This window comes from Ruegeria sp. BJ5 (assembly GCF_056537865.1).
This window is the reverse complement of record NZ_JBQFSH010000001.1, coordinates 225,576-246,065: the sequence shown is the minus strand read 5'-3', so window position 1 is coordinate 246,065 and position 20,490 is coordinate 225,576. Positions and strand designations below refer to the sequence as shown.

General features: G+C 62.9%; 21 protein-coding genes. 13 read left to right on the top strand and 8 right to left on the bottom strand.

What is annotated here, in order from left to right:
- Positions 1-28 precede the first annotated feature (28 nt).
- The 3 genes from ACR0NY_RS01215 to ACR0NY_RS01205 are packed head-to-tail and all read right to left on the bottom strand — an operon-like array spanning position 29 to position 3,139.
- Positions 29-1,432 carry a TRAP transporter large permease gene (locus tag ACR0NY_RS01215; protein ID WP_170339016.1) on the bottom strand — a complete coding sequence of 468 codons (1,404 nt, stop codon included), beginning with the start codon at positions 1,430-1,432 and terminating at the stop codon, positions 29-31.
- Positions 1,433-1,435: 3 nt separating this feature from the next.
- The gene (locus ACR0NY_RS01210; protein WP_093961832.1) at positions 1,436-2,065 is read right to left on the bottom strand and encodes a TRAP transporter small permease subunit; all 630 of its coding nucleotides are present in this window, start codon (positions 2,063-2,065) and stop codon (positions 1,436-1,438) included.
- 57 nt (positions 2,066-2,122) lie between these two features.
- Positions 2,123-3,139, bottom strand: a complete 1,017-nt coding sequence (locus ACR0NY_RS01205; RefSeq protein WP_170339465.1) for a C4-dicarboxylate TRAP transporter substrate-binding protein — start codon at positions 3,137-3,139, stop codon at positions 2,123-2,125.
- Positions 3,140-3,568: 429 nt separating this feature from the next.
- Between ACR0NY_RS01205 and acs the strand changes: the two genes are divergently transcribed.
- The 8 genes from acs to ACR0NY_RS01165 all read left to right on the top strand — a co-directional run bounded on the left by acs (position 3,569) and on the right by ACR0NY_RS01165 (position 12,974).
- Complete coding sequence (gene acs / locus ACR0NY_RS01200; RefSeq protein ID WP_170368331.1) at positions 3,569-5,533, top strand: acetate--CoA ligase; 1,965 nt, start codon at positions 3,569-3,571, stop codon at positions 5,531-5,533.
- Between the two features lie 7 nt (positions 5,534-5,540).
- Positions 5,541-6,224, top strand: coding sequence for an adenylate kinase (locus tag ACR0NY_RS01195; RefSeq protein ID WP_170368330.1), 684 nt, complete (start codon positions 5,541-5,543; stop codon positions 6,222-6,224).
- A gap of 182 nt (positions 6,225-6,406) precedes the next feature.
- Positions 6,407-6,691 carry a DUF4212 domain-containing protein gene (locus ACR0NY_RS01190; RefSeq protein WP_093962930.1) on the top strand — a complete coding sequence of 95 codons (285 nt, stop codon included), beginning with the start codon at positions 6,407-6,409 and terminating at the stop codon, positions 6,689-6,691.
- A 15-nt stretch (positions 6,692-6,706) separates the two neighbouring features.
- Positions 6,707-8,491, top strand: coding sequence for a sodium:solute symporter family protein (locus tag ACR0NY_RS01185; RefSeq protein ID WP_170339025.1), 1,785 nt, complete (start codon positions 6,707-6,709; stop codon positions 8,489-8,491).
- 108 nt (positions 8,492-8,599) lie between these two features.
- Positions 8,600-10,423, top strand: a complete 1,824-nt coding sequence (locus ACR0NY_RS01180; RefSeq protein ID WP_170339028.1) for a DUF294 nucleotidyltransferase-like domain-containing protein — start codon at positions 8,600-8,602, stop codon at positions 10,421-10,423.
- 30 nt (positions 10,424-10,453) lie between these two features.
- Positions 10,454-10,972, top strand: coding sequence for a hypothetical protein (locus tag ACR0NY_RS01175; protein WP_170339029.1), 519 nt, complete (start codon positions 10,454-10,456; stop codon positions 10,970-10,972).
- A 2-nt stretch (positions 10,973-10,974) separates the two neighbouring features.
- Positions 10,975-12,387 (top strand): 3'-5' exonuclease, encoded by a 1,413-nt coding sequence (locus tag ACR0NY_RS01170; protein WP_170368329.1) that lies wholly within the window; start codon positions 10,975-10,977, stop codon positions 12,385-12,387.
- 86 nt (positions 12,388-12,473) lie between these two features.
- Positions 12,474-12,974, top strand: coding sequence for a flavin reductase family protein (locus ACR0NY_RS01165; protein ID WP_093961825.1), 501 nt, complete (start codon positions 12,474-12,476; stop codon positions 12,972-12,974).
- Here the strand turns inward: ACR0NY_RS01165 and ACR0NY_RS01160 are convergent, their stop codons facing one another.
- Genes ACR0NY_RS01160 through ACR0NY_RS01145 form a run of 4 tightly spaced genes read right to left on the bottom strand, consistent with a single transcriptional unit; the run spans position 12,975 to position 15,401 of the window.
- Complete coding sequence (locus ACR0NY_RS01160) at positions 12,975-13,454, bottom strand: DUF6505 family protein (RefSeq protein ID WP_170339033.1); 480 nt, start codon at positions 13,452-13,454, stop codon at positions 12,975-12,977.
- A complete protein-coding gene (locus ACR0NY_RS01155; protein ID WP_170368328.1) occupies positions 13,451-14,149 on the bottom strand; it encodes a biotin/lipoate--protein ligase family protein in 699 nt (232 codons plus the stop codon). The genes ACR0NY_RS01160 and ACR0NY_RS01155 overlap by 4 nt, the downstream gene beginning before the upstream one ends.
- Positions 14,146-15,207 carry an Mrp/NBP35 family ATP-binding protein gene (locus ACR0NY_RS01150; RefSeq protein WP_170368327.1) on the bottom strand — a complete coding sequence of 354 codons (1,062 nt, stop codon included), beginning with the start codon at positions 15,205-15,207 and terminating at the stop codon, positions 14,146-14,148. The genes ACR0NY_RS01155 and ACR0NY_RS01150 overlap by 4 nt, the downstream gene beginning before the upstream one ends.
- Positions 15,204-15,401, bottom strand: a complete 198-nt coding sequence (locus tag ACR0NY_RS01145) for a DUF6494 family protein (protein ID WP_170368326.1) — start codon at positions 15,399-15,401, stop codon at positions 15,204-15,206. The genes ACR0NY_RS01150 and ACR0NY_RS01145 overlap by 4 nt, the downstream gene beginning before the upstream one ends.
- 63 nt (positions 15,402-15,464) lie before the next feature.
- Here ACR0NY_RS01145 and ACR0NY_RS01140 point away from each other — a divergent pair, with 63 nt between their 5' ends.
- Positions 15,465-16,193, top strand: coding sequence for a c-type cytochrome (locus ACR0NY_RS01140; RefSeq protein WP_170368325.1), 729 nt, complete (start codon positions 15,465-15,467; stop codon positions 16,191-16,193).
- Here the strand turns inward: ACR0NY_RS01140 and ACR0NY_RS01135 are convergent.
- Positions 16,187-18,142: a 4Fe-4S binding protein gene (locus ACR0NY_RS01135; RefSeq protein WP_170368324.1), complete on the bottom strand. Its 1,956-nt coding sequence runs from the start codon at positions 18,140-18,142 to the stop codon at positions 16,187-16,189. The two genes, ACR0NY_RS01140 and ACR0NY_RS01135, sit on opposite strands and share 7 nt — an antisense overlap.
- Before the next feature lie 252 nt (positions 18,143-18,394).
- Between ACR0NY_RS01135 and ACR0NY_RS01130 the strand changes: the two genes are divergently transcribed.
- The 4 genes from ACR0NY_RS01130 (at position 18,395) to ACR0NY_RS01115 (ending at position 20,381) form a co-directional block, all read left to right on the top strand.
- On the top strand, positions 18,395-18,949 hold the full coding sequence (locus ACR0NY_RS01130; RefSeq protein WP_170368323.1) for a DUF3305 domain-containing protein: 555 nt from the start codon (positions 18,395-18,397) through the stop codon (positions 18,947-18,949).
- Positions 18,946-19,515 carry a DUF3306 domain-containing protein gene (locus ACR0NY_RS01125; protein WP_170368322.1) on the top strand — a complete coding sequence of 190 codons (570 nt, stop codon included), beginning with the start codon at positions 18,946-18,948 and terminating at the stop codon, positions 19,513-19,515. The genes ACR0NY_RS01130 and ACR0NY_RS01125 overlap by 4 nt, the downstream gene beginning before the upstream one ends.
- Positions 19,516-19,519: 4 nt before the next feature.
- Positions 19,520-20,131 (top strand): TorD/DmsD family molecular chaperone, encoded by a 612-nt coding sequence (locus ACR0NY_RS01120; RefSeq protein ID WP_170339048.1) that lies wholly within the window; start codon positions 19,520-19,522, stop codon positions 20,129-20,131.
- Between the two features lie 61 nt (positions 20,132-20,192).
- Positions 20,193-20,381, top strand: a complete 189-nt coding sequence (locus ACR0NY_RS01115) for a twin-arginine translocation signal domain-containing protein (protein ID WP_005983760.1) — start codon at positions 20,193-20,195, stop codon at positions 20,379-20,381.
- Positions 20,382-20,490: the final 109 nt, after the last annotated feature.

The following is a 20,490-nucleotide window of genomic DNA, read 5'->3' as shown; positions in this document are numbered from 1 at the left end:
ACAGCCCGTGCCTGGATTGCCCAAAACCTCAGCCGGCAAGCGATGGCAGATACAGAACGATCGCCGGAAACGCGACCAGCAGCGCAATCGTCACCGCATCAGCGACAAAGAACGGGGCCACGCCCTTGAACACGTCCTGAACGCTCAGGTCCGGGCGCACGCCAGCGACCACGAAGCAGTTCAGGCCGATTGGCGGCGTGATCAGACAGAACTCGGCCATCTTGACCACCAGAATGCCAAACCAGATCGCGCACATGGGGCCCGACATGCCAAATGTGCTGTCGGCCGCGCTTACCGCCTCGCCCCCGTTCAGGGCCATGACGGCAGGATAGACCACCGGCAGAGTCAGCAGCAGCATCCCGATTGCATCCATGAACATGCCAAGCACGGCATAGGCCAACAGGATACAGATCAGGATCAGCATGGGTGACATATGGAGGGAAGTAATCCAATCCGAGAACGCTCCGGGCAGGTCGGCGAAACCCAGAAAGCGCACGTAGATCAAGACACCCCAGATGATCGAGAAGATCATCGCCGTCAGCTTGGCGGTTTCCAACAGCGCCGACTTCAGCTCGGTCCAGCGCATGCCGTGGAACAGCGCAAAGCAGAACACGATGAATGCACCGATTGCGCCGCCCTCGGTCGGCGTTCCCCACGCCTTGTCACCAAATGGGTTGTAGACAAAACAGATGATGATCAGGATTACCGCGAAGATCGGCAGCGCACCGGGCAACGCGGCAAAGCGCTGTTTCCAGGTAAAGCCCCGCACCGGCGGACCCACGTTTTTGAAGAAAACCGCTATACCGATGATCAGCAGTCCGTAGATCACCGCCGAAAACGCACCTGGGATGAACCCGGCGAGCAGCAGTTTGCCCACGTCCTGCTCGACGATGATCGCGTAGATCACGAGGATCGCGGAAGGTGGGATCAGCGACGCCAAAGTACCGCCTGCGGCCACGACGCCTGCGGCAAACCTTTTGTTGTAGCCGACGTCCAGCATCTCGGGGATGGCAATGCGGGCAAAGACGGCCGACGTAGCCACCGACGCGCCTGACACGGCTGCAAAACCGGCGGTCGCGAAAACCGTGGACACCGCCAAACCGCCCGGCACCCAGGCGACCCAGCGCTTGGCCGCTTCGAACAACGCCCGGGTCAAACCTGCGTAATAGGCCAGGTATCCGATCAGGATGAAAGTTGGGATCAGGCTGAGCGTGTGCGAAGCCACTTTGGAATGCGGCACCTGCCCCGCCGTCTTGACGGCAACGGTCAAAGCCTTGCCAAACCGATCCGGGTCGTATCCGAATTTGGCCCAGAATATCCAGACCAGCCCTACCAGCCCTGCGAGGCCTGCGGCAAACGCAACGCGCATGCCCGCGACGACAAGAACCAGCAGGCCGCCCGTGACCCACAGGCCGATTTCAATCGTGTCCATTTGTCAGTCCTGCCTCTCAAACTGCTCGGCTTCGGCCGCGGCCTGCGCGGCGGCGTCCTGAATCAGCGGCACCGCAACCGGAGACTCCAGACCCAACAGGAACGCCCGACCATACCCCCAGATCTGGAGACACAACCGCAGACACAAAACGGAGAAGGCAACTGGCGCCAACAGCTTGGCGGGCCAGATCGGAATACCGATGTCGATCGAGCTGTCACGGCTCCACATCGGTGCGCCGAAATCAAACGATCGATCGAAATGGGACCAGCTGCCCCAGACCAACGCCAACATCAGGACAAGGATCAACACGACCGAAATCAGCTCGAACAACCACATTGCGCGCCCGTGCAGACGTGCAATCACAATGTCCATGCGGATGTGCCCGCCGTCCCGCTGAACGTAGGAAATGCCAAGAAACGCGATCAGAGGCATGGCCTGCTCGATCCAGTCGACATAGCCCGGCAATGGGGCGTTGATCGCGTTGCGGCCGCTGACGGACACAACAGCCAACACCATCAAACCGAAAACGGCGATGCCACTGAGAAGGGCCAGAAATCGTTCAAGTCGCAGCAATTGCCGGTCGAGACGGCTCAGGAGGCTGCCGTCCTCCAATACCGTGGCGTGTCCTGCCATCCGGTTGTCCCCTGTTCCAGATGATTCCGGGGGCATTTCAGCCCCCGGCTGTTTTTATCAGTTGCCGCCGCGCTGCTGCTTCAGCGTTGCCTGCACCAGATCATACAGATCCTGCGCCGGCAGGCCTTGCGCGGACATGTCGGCAATCCACTGGTCGCGGATCGGGTCGGCCGCCTTGGCACGGAACTCGTCCAGAACGGAGTCATCGATCATGACTTTCTGAACGCCCTTTTCTTCGAGCACGCCATCCCACTTTTTCAGCAGCTCACCGTAGTTGGTCAGGTAGTGGTCAATCGCCTCGTCGATCGAGCTGTCCAGCGCCTCACGGTGCTCCGGCGGCAATGCTTCATAGGCGTCGATGTTCACGACCACCGGGCAGTTCACCGTGCCGGGGTTCAGGTTCGCGGTCCACCAGTCGGCCTCATTGATGGTGCCGAACGACAGGTGTGCGTGCTGAGCAAATGCGACGGTGTCCACGACACCGGACTGCATCGCATTATAGGCTTCGGTCGCCGGAACCGATGTCGGAACGGCACCAACGGCCTCGAACGCCTGACCAAGGCCCCCGGTCGCACGAACGCGCATACCTTCAAACTCTGCCAGTTCGTCACGCGGCTCGCCTGTCCCGACCAGATTGTACTGCGGCATCGGAGAGGTCATGAGGATCCGAGCGTTCCACTTGGCCATCTCTTCCTTGACCGCAGGATGATCGTAGACCGCGTGGCTGACGGCCACTTCCTCATCCAGTGTGTTCACGCCCAGAAACGGCAGTTCCAGAACGGTGATCGCGCGGTTCTTGTCGCGATGATAACCAGCGCAGAACTGGGCCATCTCGAAGGCGCCGATTTCGATGCCGTCCAGGTTTTCCTTGGGCTTGGAAAGGCCGCCATAGCTGACGTTGATGGTGAACGCGCCATCGGTTTTCTCGCTGACCAGTTCGGCCAGTTTCTCAACATGTTCGGTGAAGGCGCGGCGCTTGCCCCAGACCGAGGCATTCCACTCGGTCGCAGCCGCCTCGGTGACAAAAGCAACGCCAAGGGCGGCGATGGCCGCTCCGCTCAACATCTTGTTCATAATGATCTCTCCCATTGGTGCACCCCCTCCCGGGGCGCTTGCGAGTCAAGCTAGCGCCAACATCGACACGTGCCAAGCCCCGCTGCCCGAATGGTACACTCGCGCAAGCGGTGATTTCTGCACGGCCCAGAAAGCCGGGCCGACACGTTCGACCCACAGGAGAAAAGACGTCGTCCTGGACCGTTAACAGTTCTTGGATCTTTAAATTATTGTTTTTTATCATGTTATCGCAAACTCAACTCGGTCGAATTTACAAAAAGCCCCGAGAAACGGAAAGTTGTTTACAAACAAATCCAAGGATTACGGCAATTTATTTCTTTCTTTTCTCGAAGGCGTATTATCCCGACCGGGGAGGAAACGGATCGACAATGCCAATCAATTGGGCAAACTCGGTCCACCTGAAGTCCAGTCAGAGGGAGGAGCCTCAGAATGACCACCGCTGCCCAGGCAGAAGCCAAGGTATTTCCGCCATCCGCAGAAACCGTCGCTCGCGCTCATGTCGATGCCGAAAAATACACCCAGATGTACGAGGCATCTGTCAATGACCCCGTGAAATTCTGGGGTGAGCATGGCAAGCGGATCGACTGGATCAAGCCCTACACCCAGGTCAAGGACGTCAACTACGACTTCGGCTCGGTCAAGATCAACTGGTATGCTGACGGCACGCTGAACGTCTCGGCCAACTGCCTGGACCGTCACCTGAAGACCCGCGGCGATCAGACCGCGATCATCTGGGAACCGGATGATCCGAACGACGAAGCCCAGCACATCACCTATGCCGAGCTGCACCGCCGCACCTGCCGTATGGCCAACATCCTCGAATCGATGGGCGTGCGCAAAGGCGACCGGGTCGTCATCTATCTGCCGATGATCCCCGAGGCCGCCTATGCCATGCTGGCCTGCGCCCGCATCGGCGCGATCCACTCGATCGTGTTTGCCGGCTTCTCGCCTGACGCACTGGCCGCTCGGGTCAACGGTTGTGACGCCAAGGTCATCATCACCGCCGACGAAGCCCCGCGCGGCGGCCGCAAGACTCCGCTGAAATCGAACGCCGACGCCGCGCTGCTGCATTGCAAGGACACGGTAAAGTGTCTGGTGGTCAAGCGCACCGGTGGCCAGACCACCTGGATCGACGGGCGCGACTACGACTACAACGAAATGGCGCTGGAGGCCGACGACTATTGCGCCCCGGCCGAGATGAACGCCGAAGACCCGCTGTTCATCCTCTACACCTCGGGCTCGACCGGACAGCCGAAAGGTGTGGTGCACACCACGGGTGGGTATCTGGTTTACGCCGCGATGACCCACGAAATCACCTTCGACTATCATGACGGCGACATCTACTGGTGCACCGCCGATGTGGGCTGGGTCACTGGCCACAGCTATATCGTCTATGGCCCGTTGGCCAATGGCGGCACCACACTGATGTTCGAAGGCGTGCCGACCTACCCCGACGCCGCGCGGTTCTGGCAGGTTTGCGAGAAGCACAAGGTCAACCAGTTCTACACGGCACCGACCGCGATCCGCGCACTTATGGGTCAGGGCAACGAGTTCGTAGAAAAATGCGACCTGAGTTCCCTGAAAACACTCGGCACGGTGGGCGAACCCATCAACCCCGAAGCCTGGAACTGGTACAATGACGTGGTCGGCAAGGGCAAATGCCCGATCGTTGACACCTGGTGGCAGACCGAGACCGGTGGCCACATGATGACCCCCCTGCCCGGCGCGCATGCGACCAAGCCCGGCTCGGCGATGAAGCCCTTCTTTGGCGTTCAACCCGTCGTGCTGGATCCGCAGTCGGGTGTCGAAATCACCGGAAACGGAGTCGAAGGCGTGCTGTGCATCAAGGACAGCTGGCCGGGCCAAATGCGTACCGTCTGGGGCGACCATGAGCGGTTCGAGAAGACCTATTTCTCGGACTACAAGGGGTATTACTTCACCGGTGACGGCTGCCGCCGCGACGAAGATGGCGATTACTGGATCACGGGCCGCGTCGATGACGTGATCAACGTTTCGGGCCACCGCATGGGCACCGCAGAAGTCGAAAGCGCGCTGGTGGCTCACGCCGCGGTCGCCGAAGCGGCCGTCGTTGGTTATCCCCATGAAATCAAGGGCCAAGGCATCTATTGCTACGTCACCCTGATGAATGACCGAGAGCCCTCGGATGAATTGCTGAAAGAGCTCCGCACATGGGTTCGGACAGAAATCGGCCCGATCGCCAGCCCCGACGTGATCCAATGGGCCCCGGGCCTGCCCAAGACGCGTTCGGGCAAAATCATGCGCCGCATTCTGCGCAAGATCGCCGAGAACGACTTCGGCTCGCTGGGCGACACCTCGACCCTGGCCGACCCGTCCGTCGTCGAAGATCTGATCGCCAACCGGGCCAACAAGTGAGGGCGTGATGCAGGTTGAAACAATCACAAAGCCCGCTGTCCTGATCCTTCTCGGCCCTCCGGGCGCCGGGAAGGGCACACAGGCGCGAATGCTGGAACAGAAATTTGGCCTGGTGCAGCTTAGCACCGGCGACCTGCTGCGCGCCGCGGTTGCTGCCGGGACCGAGGCCGGAAAGGCCGCAAAAGCGGTGATGGAAGCCGGCGACCTAGTCAGCGATGATATCGTCATCGCGATCCTGCGCGATCGCATTGCCGAGCCCGATTGCGCGCGCGGTGTCATCCTGGATGGGTTTCCCCGCACCACGGTTCAGGCCGAAGCGTTGGACAGGCTGCTGGCCGAAAACGGACAGAAGGTTAATGCGGCCATCAGCCTCGAGGTCGAGGACGCCGAGATGGTCACCCGGATCGCCGGACGCTACACCTGTGCAATGTGCGGTGAAGGCTATCACGATCAATACAAGCAGCCGAAGTTGGACGGTGTATGTGACAAGTGCGGCAGCACCGAATTCAGCCGCCGCGCCGATGACAATGCCGAAACTGTGGCGTCCCGGCTGGAGGCCTATCACGAACAAACCGCTCCACTGATCGACTACTACAAGGATCGCGGCGTACTCAGAAAACTGGATGCCATGGGGCAGATCGATCAGATCGCCCATGGCCTGGAAAGCATCGTGGGCGACGCGATGCGGTAAGGGGAAGAGGACTCCCCAAAGCGGGCACTGACCCCGACACGAGTTTCTTCAACGGAACCGCTCTGGCGGACCGGAGAAGCTTTGCCTGGCGCCATCGCGGCGCTCGGCGCAATCGAATGGCGGCCCTTCGCCGGAGGACAAATGCACCGGGCCGCCTTGGAGGAACCAAGGAGGAAACCGCAATGGCGGATAATTCAACAAACTCCGCGCAGACTGCCGAGTCCGACAAGGGCTATTGGCAGGCAAACCTGCGTCTCATCTACATCAGCCTCATCATCTGGGCGCTGGTATCTTTCGGGTTCGGCATTCTGCTGCGCCCGTTGCTGTCGGGCATCGCCGTCGGCGGCACCGACCTGGGCTTCTGGTTCGCGCAGCAAGGCTCGATCCTGGTCTTTCTGGCGCTGATCTTCTTCTACGCCTGGCGCATGAACAAGCTGGATGCCGAATACGGCGTCGAAGAAGAATAAGGGAGCGACGGAACAATGGATCAGTTTACCATCAACCTGCTGTTCGTGGGCGCGTCGTTCGCGCTCTACATCGGCATCGCGATCTGGGCCCGCGCGGGGTCCACGTCGGAATTCTACGCCGCCGGGCGCGGCATTCACCCGGTCACCAACGGCATGGCCACGGCGGCCGACTGGATGTCGGCGGCCTCGTTCATCTCGATGGCGGGCCTGATTGCCTTTACCGGCTATGACAACAGCTCGTTTCTGATGGGCTGGACCGGCGGCTACGTGCTGCTGGCGCTGCTGCTGGCGCCCTATCTGCGCAAATTCGGCAAGTACACGGTTTCGGAATTCATCGGCGACCGTTTCTACAGCCAAACCGCACGTGTCGTGGCCGTGATCTGTCTGATCGTGGCCTCGGTCACCTATGTGATCGGCCAGATGACCGGCGTCGGCGTGGCCTTTGGCCGCTTTCTGGAGGTGTCGAACACCACCGGTCTGCTGATCGGCGCAGGCGTCGTGTTCGCCTACGCGGTGTTCGGCGGCATGAAGGGCGTGACCTATACTCAGGTCGCGCAGTACTGTGTGCTGATCACCGCCTACACGATCCCGGCGATCTTCATCTCGCTGCAGCTGACCGGCAACCCGATCCCGGCCCTGGGCCTGTTCGGCGACACCGCCGGCGGCGAGCCGCTGCTGACCAAGCTGGATGCCATCGTGGCCGAGCTGGGCTTTGCGGAATACACCGCTCATCATTCGAACACGCTGAACATGGTTCTGTTCACCCTGTCGCTGATGATCGGCACCGCCGGCCTGCCCCACGTCATCATGCGGTTCTTCACCGTTCCCAAAGTGTCTGACGCACGTTGGTCGGCCGGTTGGGCGCTGGTGTTCATCGCGCTGCTGTACCTGACCGCCCCCGCGGTCGGCGCCATGGCCCGCCTGAACATCACCGACATGATGTGGCCCAATGGCGGTATCGAAGGTGGCGCGGTTTCGGTCGAGCAGATCGACAACGATGCCCGCTATGACTGGATGGCCACCTGGCAGAAAACCGGCCTTCTGGACTGGGAAGACAAGAACGGCGACGGCAAGATCCAGTACTACAACGATCAGAACGCCGACATGCAGGCGCTTGCCGAAGAAAAGGGCTGGGTCGGCAACGAGTTGACCAAGTTCAACCGCGACATCCTGGTTCTGGCCAACCCCGAAATCGCCAACCTGCCGGGTTGGGTGATTGGTCTGGTCGCGGCCGGTGGTCTTGCGGCTGCGCTTTCGACCGCTGCGGGCCTGCTGCTGGCAATCTCGTCGGCGGTGTCGCACGACCTGATCAAGGGCTCGATCAACCCGAGCATCTCGGAAAAGGGCGAGCTTCTGGCGGCGCGGATCGCAATGGCCGTAGCCATCGTGGTCGCCACCTATCTGGGCCTCAACCCTCCGGGCTTTGCGGCGCAAACCGTGGCGTTGGCCTTCGGTCTGGCGGCGGCCTCGATCTTCCCGGCGCTGATGATGGGGATCTTCTCGACCCGCATCAACAACACCGGCGCGGTCGCAGGCATGCTGGCTGGTCTGACCGTGACCCTGGTCTACATCTTCCTGCACAAGGGCTGGCTGTTCATTCCGGGCACCAACTCGTTCACCGATGCGGACCCGCTGCTGGGTCCGATCAAATCGACCTCGTTCGGTGCGATCGGTGCCATGGTCAACTTCGGCGTCGCCTATGTGGTGGCCGGCATGACCAAGGAAACCCCGCAGGAGATCAAAGATCTGGTCGAAAGCGTGCGCATTCCCCGTGGTGCGGGCGCGGCTCAGGACCACTGAGCCGGATGCGGTCCGCGATGATCCATCACGGGCCGTTTCCCTCGACCAACTTTTCCCGCCCGGCTAACCCCCGGGCGGGGCTTTTCATTCAAGCGGACGGGCGAACCCATGGCACTTTCACCTGATCAGATCACCCGGTTCCTGAAATCCGTGCACCCCTATGACGCGCTGCCTGTCGAGGAACTGGCCGACATCGCCGCCCGGATCGAAGCGCGCGAAATCCCCAAAGGCACCGTCATCTATCGCCGCGGCGCGCAGTTGCCCGGCCTGTTCATCATCTACGAAGGCCAGGTCGAGATCACCGACGAAAACGGCGCGGTCGTATCCCATCTGGGCCTGCGCAACTCGTTCGGCGAGCGTGGTCTGATGCGCGACGGGCGCGCGGTGACCACGGCAACGGCTGACGCCCCCTCGGTGCTGATGATCATCCCCACCGACCTGTTTTCCGATCTGCTCAAGCGCCACGTCGTCTTCGCCAAATTCTTCAACCGGGCCCGCCCCGCGCGGCCGGAACAGCAATCGCTGGCCACCACCCGTGTCGAAACTCTGATGGCGCGCAAGCCGGCCACCTGCACCCCGGACACGACCGTTCAGGAAGCCGCGCGCCTGATGCGCGACCGGGGCATTTCGTCGGTCTGCATCACCGAGCGCGGTGCGTTGCGCGGCATTGCCACAGTTCGGGACCTGTCGGGCAAGGTCGTGGCGGGCGCCCTGCCCCCGACGACCCCGGTGTCGCAGATCATGACCCCGGACCCGCTGACCCTGTCGCCCGGTGATATCGGCTCGGACGTTCTGCACGCGATGCTGGAACGCGGTATCGGCCATATCCCGATCACCGAGGGCGGTCGTCTGGTCGGGATCGTCACCCAAACCGACCTGACCCGGTTCCAGGCCGTCAGCTCGGCCGAGTTGGTTAGCCGCATCGCCCGGGCCGGATCGGCGACTGAGATGGCCGCGGTCACGGCCGAGATCCCGAACCTGCTGGTGCAACTGGTGGCGGGCGGCAACCGGCACGAGATCGTCACCCGCCTGATCACCGACATCGCCGACGCCGCGACGCGCCGGCTGCTGGCGCTGGCTGAACGCGACCTCGGCCCGGCGCCCGTCCCCTATCTGTGGCTGGCCTGCGGCTCGCAAGGCCGGCAGGAGCAGACAGGCGTATCCGATCAGGACAATTGCCTGATGCTGGATGACAGCGTCACCGATGCCGACCTGCCCTATTTCGAGGCGCTGGCCAAATTCGTGTCCGACGGGCTGGATGCTTGCGGGTATTTCTATTGCCCCGGCGACATGATGGCGACCAATCCGCGCTGGCGGCAGCCGGTCCGGGTCTGGCGCGACTATTTCAACGGCTGGATCGCCAAGCCCAACCCCGAGGCGCAGATGCTGGCCTCGGTCATGTTCGACCTGCGCCCCATCGGTGGCCGGTTCGAGCTGTTTTCCGACCTGCAGGCCGAAACTCTGCGCGCGGCCCGGGCGAACTCGATTTTCGTGGCGCACATGATCTCGAATTCTCTGAAGCACACGCCGCCGCTGGGCCTGCTGCGCGGGATCGCCACGATCCGCTCGGGCGAGCATCGCAACACGCTGGACCTCAAACACAACGGCGTGGTCCCGGTGGTCGATCTGGGCCGCGTCTACAGCCTGCAGGGTGAATTGACCGAGGTGAACACCCGCGCGCGCCTCAAGGCCGCCGAGGCCGCCGGGGTGCTCAGCCCGTCGGGCGCGCGGGACCTGCTGGATGCCTATGACCTGATCGCGGAAACCCGGTTGAACCATCAGGTCAAACAGATCAGGAATGGCGACAGGCCCGACAACTATCTTGCGCCCTCGGAATTGTCGGACTTTGAGCGAAGTCATCTTCGGGACGCGTTTGTCGTGGTAAAGACGATGCAATCCGCGGTCGGGCACGGCAAGGGGATGCTGGGGTAAAAACCCCGGCGGAAAGAACGGAGGAGGAAGATGTTTCTTGAGCTGATCGGCACGATCTTTGCGGGCTTTGCCATCGCGGGCCTCGTGATGGGCCTGAACCGGCTGACCGGTGGCCGTCTGCCGAAATGGTCGGCTCCGGTTGCGGCCGGTTTGGGCATGATCGCGGTCACGATCATCAGCGAGTATTCCTGGTACGACCGCACCCGGGACGCCCTGCCCGACGGCCTGACCGTCGTGCAAGAGGTCGAAAGCCGCGCGCTCTATCGCCCCTGGACCTATGCGGTGCCCTATGTCGACCGTTTCGCGGCCGTCGATACGGCCTCGTTGCGGACCAATGCGCAGGTGCCGGATCAGCGCCTGATCGACCTGTACTTCTTTGGCCGCTGGGCGCCAGTGTCCAAGATGCCGATCGCGGTGAATTGCGCCGAGCACAGCCGGGCAAGTCTGGCGGATGGGGCCGAGTTCTCGGATGACGGGCGTCTGGTCGGTGCCGATTGGGTAACGGTTGGCGCGGACGATCCGGTGGTCTCAGCTACTTGTGAGGCCTGACCATGCTGACCCGCCTGAGCCTGCGCCTGAGAATATTTCTGTTCTTCTGCTTGCTTGCGGCGGGTGGCATCGCCATCACCGTGATCGCCCTTTGGCTTGGCCTGCAACGCGCGGATCCGAATGATCTAACCAGCGCCTTCGTGTTCAGCGGCCTGGTGATCTCGTTTGGCTTGCTGGGGCTGGTTGTCGGTGTCTGGCTGCTGTTCGACGACAACGTGGCCAAACCGATCGAACGCCTGTCGGCGCAGTTGCGTGCGCGTGCACATGCGGGGGTGGATACTGATCTCGACCTGCAAGCGGCACGCTATCTGGGTGACCTCGCCCCCGCCGCCGCCAGCCTGGCCGAACGACTGGCCACCACCGCCCTGTCCACGGCCGAGGCTGTCGCTGCCGAAACCGCGCATCTGGCGTCAGAGAAGGAACGCCTGACCGCGCTTCTGTCCGAGATCCCGGTCGCGATGCTGCTGGCGGGGCCAAACCACCAGATCGTTCTGTATGACGCGCAGGCCGCCGAGGTTCTGGCGCAGATCGCCCATCCTCGCCTGAACGCCTCACTGTTCGACTATCTCGAACGCAAACCCTTGCTGGACGCTTACGAGAAGCTGGCGAAAACCGGCATGGATGTCTATTGCACCCTGGCCAGCGTGGACGGTCGGCAGACCTACACGGCACGCATGAAACCGCTGGGCGATGCGCCGGGCTATATGCTGATCTTCGAAGACAGCGTCGCCCGTATTCCGCCCGAGGCCGCGCGCCCTCTGGTCTATGATTTCGATCTTCTGGACACCCCCGGCGACGATGCGTTCGAAAACCGCCCCCTGTCGCAGCTGTGTTTCGTGGTTTTCGACACCGAAACCACCGGTTTGCTGCCGCACAAGGACGAAATCGTGCAGATCGGCGCCGTCCGTGTCGTCAAGGGGCGCATCGTCGAAGGCGAGCGGCTGGACACGCTGGTCAATCCGGGCATTCCGATCCCACCCGCTTCGACCAAGGTTCACAAGGTCAGTGACCGTATGGTGCAGGACGCACCCGACATCGCACAAGCCGGGCGCATGTTCCACCACTTCGCCCGTGATGCAGTGATCGTGGCGCACAATGCACCTTTCGACATGGCGTTTCTGCGCCGTCACGCCAAGCGCATGGAAGTCACGTGGGATCATCCCATCCTGGACACGGTTCTGCTGTCGGCCGTTCTGTTCGGAGCCAGCGAAACCCATACGCTGGACGCTTTGTGCGAAAGACTGGGCGTGGAAATTCCCGAGACGCTCCGTCATACGGCCTTGGGGGATGCGGTTGCGACGGCTGAAGCGTTGGTGCGAATGTTACCGATGTTGGCTGCGCGCGGAATGCAGACCTTCGGCGACGTAATCGTAGAAACCCGCAAGCACGGTCGGCTGCTGGAAGACCTGAACTGACTCAGCCTATTGATCGCGATACAGCTTTTCGTGGACAATTCTGCTGCGGCATGGCACCCCGTGCCCGTCCACCACACGAGCGCGCGATGACCGAAAGAACATTCAAACCCGGACACGATCAAAGCATGGCCTTCCGCGAGGCCTTGGGGTGCTTTGGCACTGGTGTAACGGTCGTGACGACCAGCACCTCGGATGGGCCGTCGGCCATCACCGTCAACTCGTTTGCATCGGTGTCGCTGGATCCACCATTGGTCCTGTGGTGTCTGGCAAAAGAGTCGAACCGTTACGGGGCCTTTCAAGCGGCGCAGCATTACTCGATCCATGTCGTGGCCGAGGATCAGCAGGACCTGGCCCTTCGTTTTGCGCGCAATGGCCTCGATTTCTCGCATGCAGACTGGTCCCCGGATCACAAAGGTCGGCCGCAGCTGAGCCAGTGCCTGGCCCGATTTGACTGCACATTGTCTGCCCGCCACGAGGCCGGGGATCATCTGATTCTCGTGGGAGAGGTCGAACAGGTCATGTACCGCACCGGCAAGGGCTTGATCTTCAAGCGCGGACAGTTCGGCGGTTTTGCCGACCTTTTGTAATCACTCGTCCAATGACCCGTGCACGGCAAAGGCCTCCAACTCGGCCTCTTGCGGCGTGATCACCCGAAAAGCCTCGTGAACGCCGGACTCGGTCAGGCTGCGGGCAACGGTCAGCAGGGTGTTGGGGGCATGATCGTCACACAACTCGGACATGTGAGCCAGCTCGGCCCGGGCCACGTCCAGCGCCGCCTCGACCGACGGCGCGCCGTAAAGGCGCACGAAATGCTCGGCCAGATTGGTGGCCAGCCGCTCCATCTCGACCGGCTCGATCTGCGTCACCGCTACGAAGGTCACGCGCCCGAAGGTCTCGAGCCCCAGCCACCCATTGGCAAAGGCCTGGCGCGCCTTGCCGGCCAGGTCGGCCTCGCCCCAGTTCGAAAACTCGAACCCGCCCGAGATGCACCACTCGCCCGTTCGGGCAGGCGAGTGAAAGACGTTCAGGTCGCTTTCGTCGAAATGAATGGCGCGGGCCAGATTCAATGGGCGTCCTCCAACAGATGGGTCAAGGGAACAATCTGCGTATCCGCCCCGTTCCGCAACAGCATGCCGAACCGCTCATCGGCCCCGAGAAACACGCCGCGATCACCATACGGCTCTCCGACGCCCTGCAGCAAGCCCATCCATTCCCCGTGCAATGGTGCGTTGCCGTCCTCGGACCAACGGTTCAGCCAGATCAGCATGTGGCGCGACCAGCTTTCGACCAGCTGCACCGGGGACACATCCGCGCAGCCTTCGTCATACAGGGCCGTCACATCGGGCGACTTGCCGGGCTCGTCCCCGGTTTGCAGCAAGGCCAGTTCCCAGCCGACGACCAGCCAGTCGGGCACGGCTTCCGGATCCGAGGTCGACGCGGTCACACGAAATCGGCCACACCGGGCCCCGTTGACGAAAATCGGACCATCCCAGCCCAGATGCACCGCCACCTCGGGCGGAGCCAGCGCGCCCAGCGCGTTCTGGAACCCGACGGCGCACAGCGGCAGCATGGCCATTGCGTCCTGCAAGGGCACCTCGGGTGCAAAGACGATGGCCGCGCGCAGGCGATCCGCCTGAATGTTGTAGACGACGCTGCCCGCGTCGCAGCCCAGCGCCGCCATGGCCTGTGCGTGGTCGAACGGGTCTTCCCCACCCTGTACCGGGTGCCCGGACAGCAACGGGGGAAAGACCGGCTGTGTCATGCCTTGCCCGCGGCGATCAGGTCGCGGGCGATCTTGCGGAAGGCCTCGGCCTGCGGGCTGTCAGGTTTGCTGACCACGATCGGTGCCCCGCCATCAGCGGCCACGCGGATATCCAGATGCAGCGGGATTTCCCCAAGCAACGGCACACCCAGTTCGGCGGCTTCGGCGGCCACCCCTCCATGACCGAACACGTGCTCCTCGTGCCCGCATTTCGAGCAGATATGCGTGGACATGTTTTCGATCATGCCGACGATCGGCGTCTTCAGCTGGCGGAACATGTCGATGCCCTTGCGCGCGTCGATCAGGGCCACGTCCTGCGGGGTCGACACGACGATGGCGCCATCCACCTTGAACTTCTGGCTCAGCGTCAGCTGCACGTCACCGGTGCCGGGCGGCAAGTCGACGATCAGCACGTCCAGCGCGCCCCACTGCACCTGGCTCATCATCTGCTGCAACGCGCCCATCAGCATCGGACCGCGCCAGACCACCGCCTGACCTTCGTTGGTCATCAACCCCATCGACATCATGGTGACCCCGTGGTTGCGCAGCGGCAGGATGGTCTTTCCGTCGGGGCTCGCCGGCCGTCCGGACACGCCCAGCATGCGCGGCTGCGAGGGCCCATAGACATCTGCATCTAGCAGACCGACCCGCCGCCCCTCAGCCGCTAGCGCACAGGCCAGGTTGGCCGAAACGGTCGACTTTCCGACCCCGCCCTTGCCCGAGGCCACGGCGATGATCCGGTCAACCCCCGGCACCGCCTGCGGCCCGGTCTGCGAGGGTTTGGGCTTGGGTTTCAAATCCGGCGGCGCCTTGTCGGAATGCGCGGTCAGCATGGCCGAGACCTTGGAAACCCCGTCGACCATCTGCGCCGCCTTTTCGGCGGTGGCGCGCACCGGTTCCATCTTGTCGGCATTCTTAGGATCGATTTCGAGAACGAAGCGCACGGTATCGCCCTCGACATTCAGCGCGCGGACCACGCCCGCGCTGACGATGTCCTGCCCCGAAACCGGGTCGGTGATCTTCTTCAGGTTCGCCAGAACAGCGTCGCGGATGCTCATGCGTCGCCGTCCTTGATCTGGCCGGTCACGACATGTTCGACGTCTAGGCTGTCAATCGTCAGGACCATCTTGGCCTCAAAGCTTTTGCCTGCCGGATCGCCCGCCTTGCGCAGCGCGTCTTCGATGGCCTGCTGGCTGGTCACGCCAACCTGTTTGAGGAATTTGCGCATCGACATGTTGTAATCGCCGCTCATCGCCGTTGTCTCCGTCTTGTTCGTTCATTTGACGCATTCGCCCTGTCACCGTTAGGCTGGGCCATGCGCTTTGTTCTTTTGTGCCTGAGCCTGACGCTCTTCGCCAGCCCCTCTTGGTCGCAGGAGGAGATTGGTCTGGCCGCGCCGGAAGATGTCGCACGCTCGGGTCTTTTGAAACATATTCTTCCGCGCTTCTCGCTCAAGACCGGAATCCGCGTTGTCGCGGATGATGCGGGCGCGATGGTTCTCTCGGTCGGGCCACCGGGACAGCCGGTGTTTCAGCGCGGCAACGACGTCTATCACTTGCGCATTCAAGACGAACCGCGGCAGGCCCGTTTTCAGGATTGGCTGTTGTCCGACGTGGGCAAGCGTACCGTCGAAAGCTTTGCACCGGCCGAGGGCGGCCCGTTCTCGGCCAGTTTCGAAACGGTCGCTGCGCCTGTGTCCGACGCAATCGAAGGCGACGCCTTGCTGGGCGAAAAGCTGTCGCTGACCCATTGCGGGCGCTGTCACGTGATTGGTCCGCAGAACCGAATGAACGGGTTGGGCTCTACTCCGTCCTTCGCCGTACTGCGCGCGATGCCGGACTGGTCGAACCGGTTCCAGGCGTTCTTCGCCTTGAACCCACATCCGTCCTTTACCCAGATCGAAGGGATCACTGCGCCTTTCGACCCCGAACGCCCCCCGCCCATTCACCCGCTGATGCTGACGCAAGACGAGCTTGAGGCGATCCTGGCGTATGTCTCGGTCATCCGCGCGGCCGATCTGGGGGCGCCGCTCAAGCTTCAGTGATCTTTGCGCTTGCTGAAGTAGTCATCGGTGGTAACGACCTTGGGCTTGGGCTTTGAGGTAAACGGATTATCCTCGCTGTGGAACTGCGCCTGCACACGGCAATCGTCACACATCTGGATCATCTTCGCCTGCTCGGACGTGGCAAACATCGGGTGGCTGCCGGCCAGCTTCTCCATGATCCGTTCGACCGTCGATTTCACCCCGAACAGAGCACCGCATTCGATGCAGGCAAAGGGCTCTTCTTCCTTCAGGACACGCGGCGACAGCGCGCGGTCGCTCAGGTCCAGTTCTGGCACTAGGGTGATCGCGCTTTCGGGACAAATGGTCTTGCACAGCCCGCATTGCAGGCAGGCATCCTGCTGAAAGTTCAGCTGAGGCAAATCGGGATTGTCGATCAATGCGCCCGACGGGCACAGCGACACGCAACTCAGGCACAGGGTGCAGGCCTCGGTGTCCACCTCCACCGCGCCATAGGGCGCGTGTTCCGGCAGAGGCAGCGGCTGAGACGCATCGGGGCGCAGCGCCTGCGCCGCCAGCCGCGTAATCTGGCGCCGGTTGCCCAGCGGCAGCACCGGTTGGGCCAGAGGCTGCGGCACGTCCTGCGCATAGAGCAGATCGGCCAGCGCATCGGGATCGGATTCGTCGATCACTCCAACGACGTCCGCTCCGGCGATGGCCAGCGCCAGCGGCAGTTCGCGCCCCAACGCATCCCGCTCGGTCGTCGGGGCCAGCAGGATATCGACCCGGGCAAAGCCATGAGCCAAGGCAGCCATCATCTCGGCATGTCCAAAGCCGGACACCACCCCCAGTTCCAGCGGGATCACATCGGTAGGCAGCCCGCGCCCGAACCGCGCGGCCAGCCGGATCATCTCGGCCCCGTGGGCATCATGTACCAACAGGCGCGGAGCACGCCCCCCGGCCCGACGGTAGGTCGCCGCCAGGGTCTGCATCCGAGCCAGCAGGGCCGCCACCGGCGGATCCTCGTAGCTGATCGCGGTCGAGGGGCACAGGGCCGCGCATTCACCGCAGCCCGCGCAGACCATCGGGTCGATGGCCACGTGATCTCCGGCCGGGGTGATGGCCCCGGTGGGGCAGATGTCCAGACAGTTGGAACAGCCCACCTGCCCGGCCCGCGAATGAGCGCACAGGGTTGCTTCGAGCCGGACATACAGCGGCTTTTCAAATGTCCCGACCAGCTGCGCCGCGTCAAAGGCCAACCGGGCAACCGCCACAGCATCGCGGGGATCGGCGCGCAGGTAGCCTTCGCGCTTGTCCGGGGCCGTCACGAAAGGCGTCCCCCCCGCCAGGTCGATCAGTACATCGCAACCCGACACCGCACCGTCGCGCGGCGGGGTCCAGGCAAACGCACCGCGCCCCGCCGGATCAATCTGCTGCAACGCATCCAACCGCAGGGTGAACCCGCCCAGCGCCCCCGAGACCGACCGGACCCGCGCGCGCACCACGTCATAGGCCCGGCTGTCAGGCTGCGCATCATCGGTGACGACCACCGTCACCGCCATCGTGTCCGACAGTCGCTGGGCCAGGTCAAAGGCAACCTCACCCGGCCCGATGATGCAGGCGGTGCCTTCGCTGATGACATCCACGCTGGGCGTGATCGGCTGCTGCAACAGAGCCTCGGCGGCCAAGGCGGCCATCTTGGGCATCGCCGCCCGCCCCTGCTCGGACCAGCCGGCCCGGTCGCGCAGATCGACAAAGCCGGGGTGATCCACGCCCAGTTCCTCGGCCAGTTCTTGAAACACTTGAGCCTCTTGCCCGCAGGCGATGACGATCTGGTCATCCGACTGCATCAGCTTGGCCGCAGCGGTCAATTCGGTGGTGCACAGCGCCGTGTGGACCTTGCTGCATTCAGCACCGCAGGCAGCCGATATCCCCTGCCCGTCCAAGGCCTGACTTCCGGCGCAATCGCACAAGACCAATTTGGTGACCATGTTCCCCCCGCATCTTTCCCTTGCCCCTAACCTTAGACCCAAAAGCCGCCCATGCAACGTGTGGCGGCCGGTTCTGGTCAGAAACTCTGCATCGCACGCCAAAGCCAGTTGATCGTCGCCGCGACCCATTTGCGACGACTTTTTTCCAAATCACGACCATTTCAGGCCGCTGCGGACTTGGCACGTGGCCCATTTGTGTACCATAGTGAACCTAAGGGAAAGCAGGGGAGAGCTTTTCCGGGGAGGATCAAAGTGGCCGAGGCCGCAAAACAGATCGAAATGCCGGTTGGCGTCGTCGTGCGCAAGACACCGGGGGTCACACGCTGGGCCCGGTGGAATTGGCGCGCGGTAGCGGTGCTGCCCGGCGCCCCGCCCGCTGATTGGGTCGAACTGCGCCGCGAGAGCGATGCGGTCGAATACCACGCCGCCACCCTGCCCTTGAAACTCTGGTCCGATGAGACCGAGGCCTATATGGCCAATCTCTCGGACAGCCAGCCCTCCCTTTACCTTGTCCTGCGTGACGATGCCGAAGGTGATCGCCCGCTGAACGCGTTTCTGATCACCGCCTCACCTTATGAAGGGCAGGACTATGCCGATACCGGTGAAGAGATCGTGGAAAAGATCCCGATGACCGAAGGCCTGATTGCCTGGGTGCGCGATTTCACTCTGGCCCATCACCACGATGAGGTGTTCGTCAAACGCCGCCGCGACAAGAAACGGGTGGATCTTGTGGAAAACGGCAAGGGCGATGCGCGCATCCGGCAGGCCTCGGATGTCTACCGCGCCCCGCGGAGGGCCGTGCAATGAGCGCTCGTCAGGATTTCTGGTCTCGCCGCAAGGCCGCCGTGCAGGCCGAAGCGTATTCCGAACAAGAGGCCCTGACCGCGCAGGAGATCGCCGCGCGGCAGGCCGAACTGGAAGAAAAGACCGACGCCGAGATTTTGGCCAATCTTGACCTGCCCGACCCTGACCTTCTGCAGGCGGGCGACGATGTTTCGGGCTTCATGGCCAAGACCGTGCCGGACCGTCTGCGCCGTCGCGCCTTGCGGCGCTTGTGGCGGTTGAACCCGGTGCTGGCGAATGTGGACGGGCTGGTCGATTACGGCGAGGACTACACCGACGCCGCCTGCGTGGTCGAAAACCTGCAGACGGCTTATCAGGTGGGCAAAGGCATGTTGCGCCATATCGAGGCGCTGGCCGAGCAGACGGAGGCCGAGGAACAACCGGTCAAGGCCGAAGCCGAGCCGGCAACCGAAACGCCTGAGCCTGAAGCCGAGCCCGCGCCCCATGTCGAAGTGGCAGACTCCATCCAACCGGATGAGGACGAACGCCCCCCGGCCCCGCGGCGCATGAAATTCGAATTCGAAGGATGACCCGATGAACATTCGCGACCCGCAGACGTTCGAGATTTCCGCCGAGGACCGTCTGCGCGCGGATTTCTACAACTTTCTGGGCCTGCTGCTGGCCACACCACCCGACCAGACCCTGTTGAGCCAGATCGCTGCGCTGTCGGGGGACGAGACTGATCTGGGTCAGGCCATTCAGGCCATGGCCCGCGTGGCCAAGGTGACCAAGCCCGAAGCGGCCGAGCGCGAGTTCAACGCGCTGTTCATTGGGCTGGGGCGCGGAGAACTGCTGCCCTATGCCAGCTTCTACCTGACCGGGTTCCTGAACGAGAAACCGCTGGCGCAGCTACGCAACGACATGGCGGCGCGGGGCATCACCCGGGCGGCAAACGTGTTCGAACCCGAAGACAACATCGCCTCGCTGATGGAGATGATGGGCGGCATGATCGTCGGCCGTTTCGGCGGCCCGGCCGCGTTGGAAGATCAAAAGACGTTCTGGAACAAGCATATCGGCCCCTGGGCCGAGCACTTTTTCTCGGACCTGGAAGCAGCCGAGCATTCGGTTCTCTATGCCTCGGTCGGCACCGCCGGCCGGGTCTTCATGGAGATCGAACGCGAGGCCTTCCGCATGACGACGCACTAGGCGGCCGTCATTCGCTGGCGCCCCGGCGGGCGCTGAACCGCAAATGGGAAAGGAGGATCCCATGAGCAAGACCAAGGAGACCGGCGCCAGCCGCCGCGACTTCCTGAAACTGGCGGGCACCGCGGCCCCGGCAGCCGTTGCAGCGGCCAGCCTGGGAACGGAGGCCGAAGCGGCCGAGCAACCCTCGGACGAGACCCGCATTCAGGACACGGCGCATACCCGCGCCTATTTCGACAGCGCGCGCTTCTAGGCCGCCCCGGCGACGCCCGGCGCAGGTCCGGACGTGGTCACACTCGGCTGACGGTTGCGATTGGCCCTGACGTCGATTTCGAAACACCAAGCCAGCCATGGTCAACATG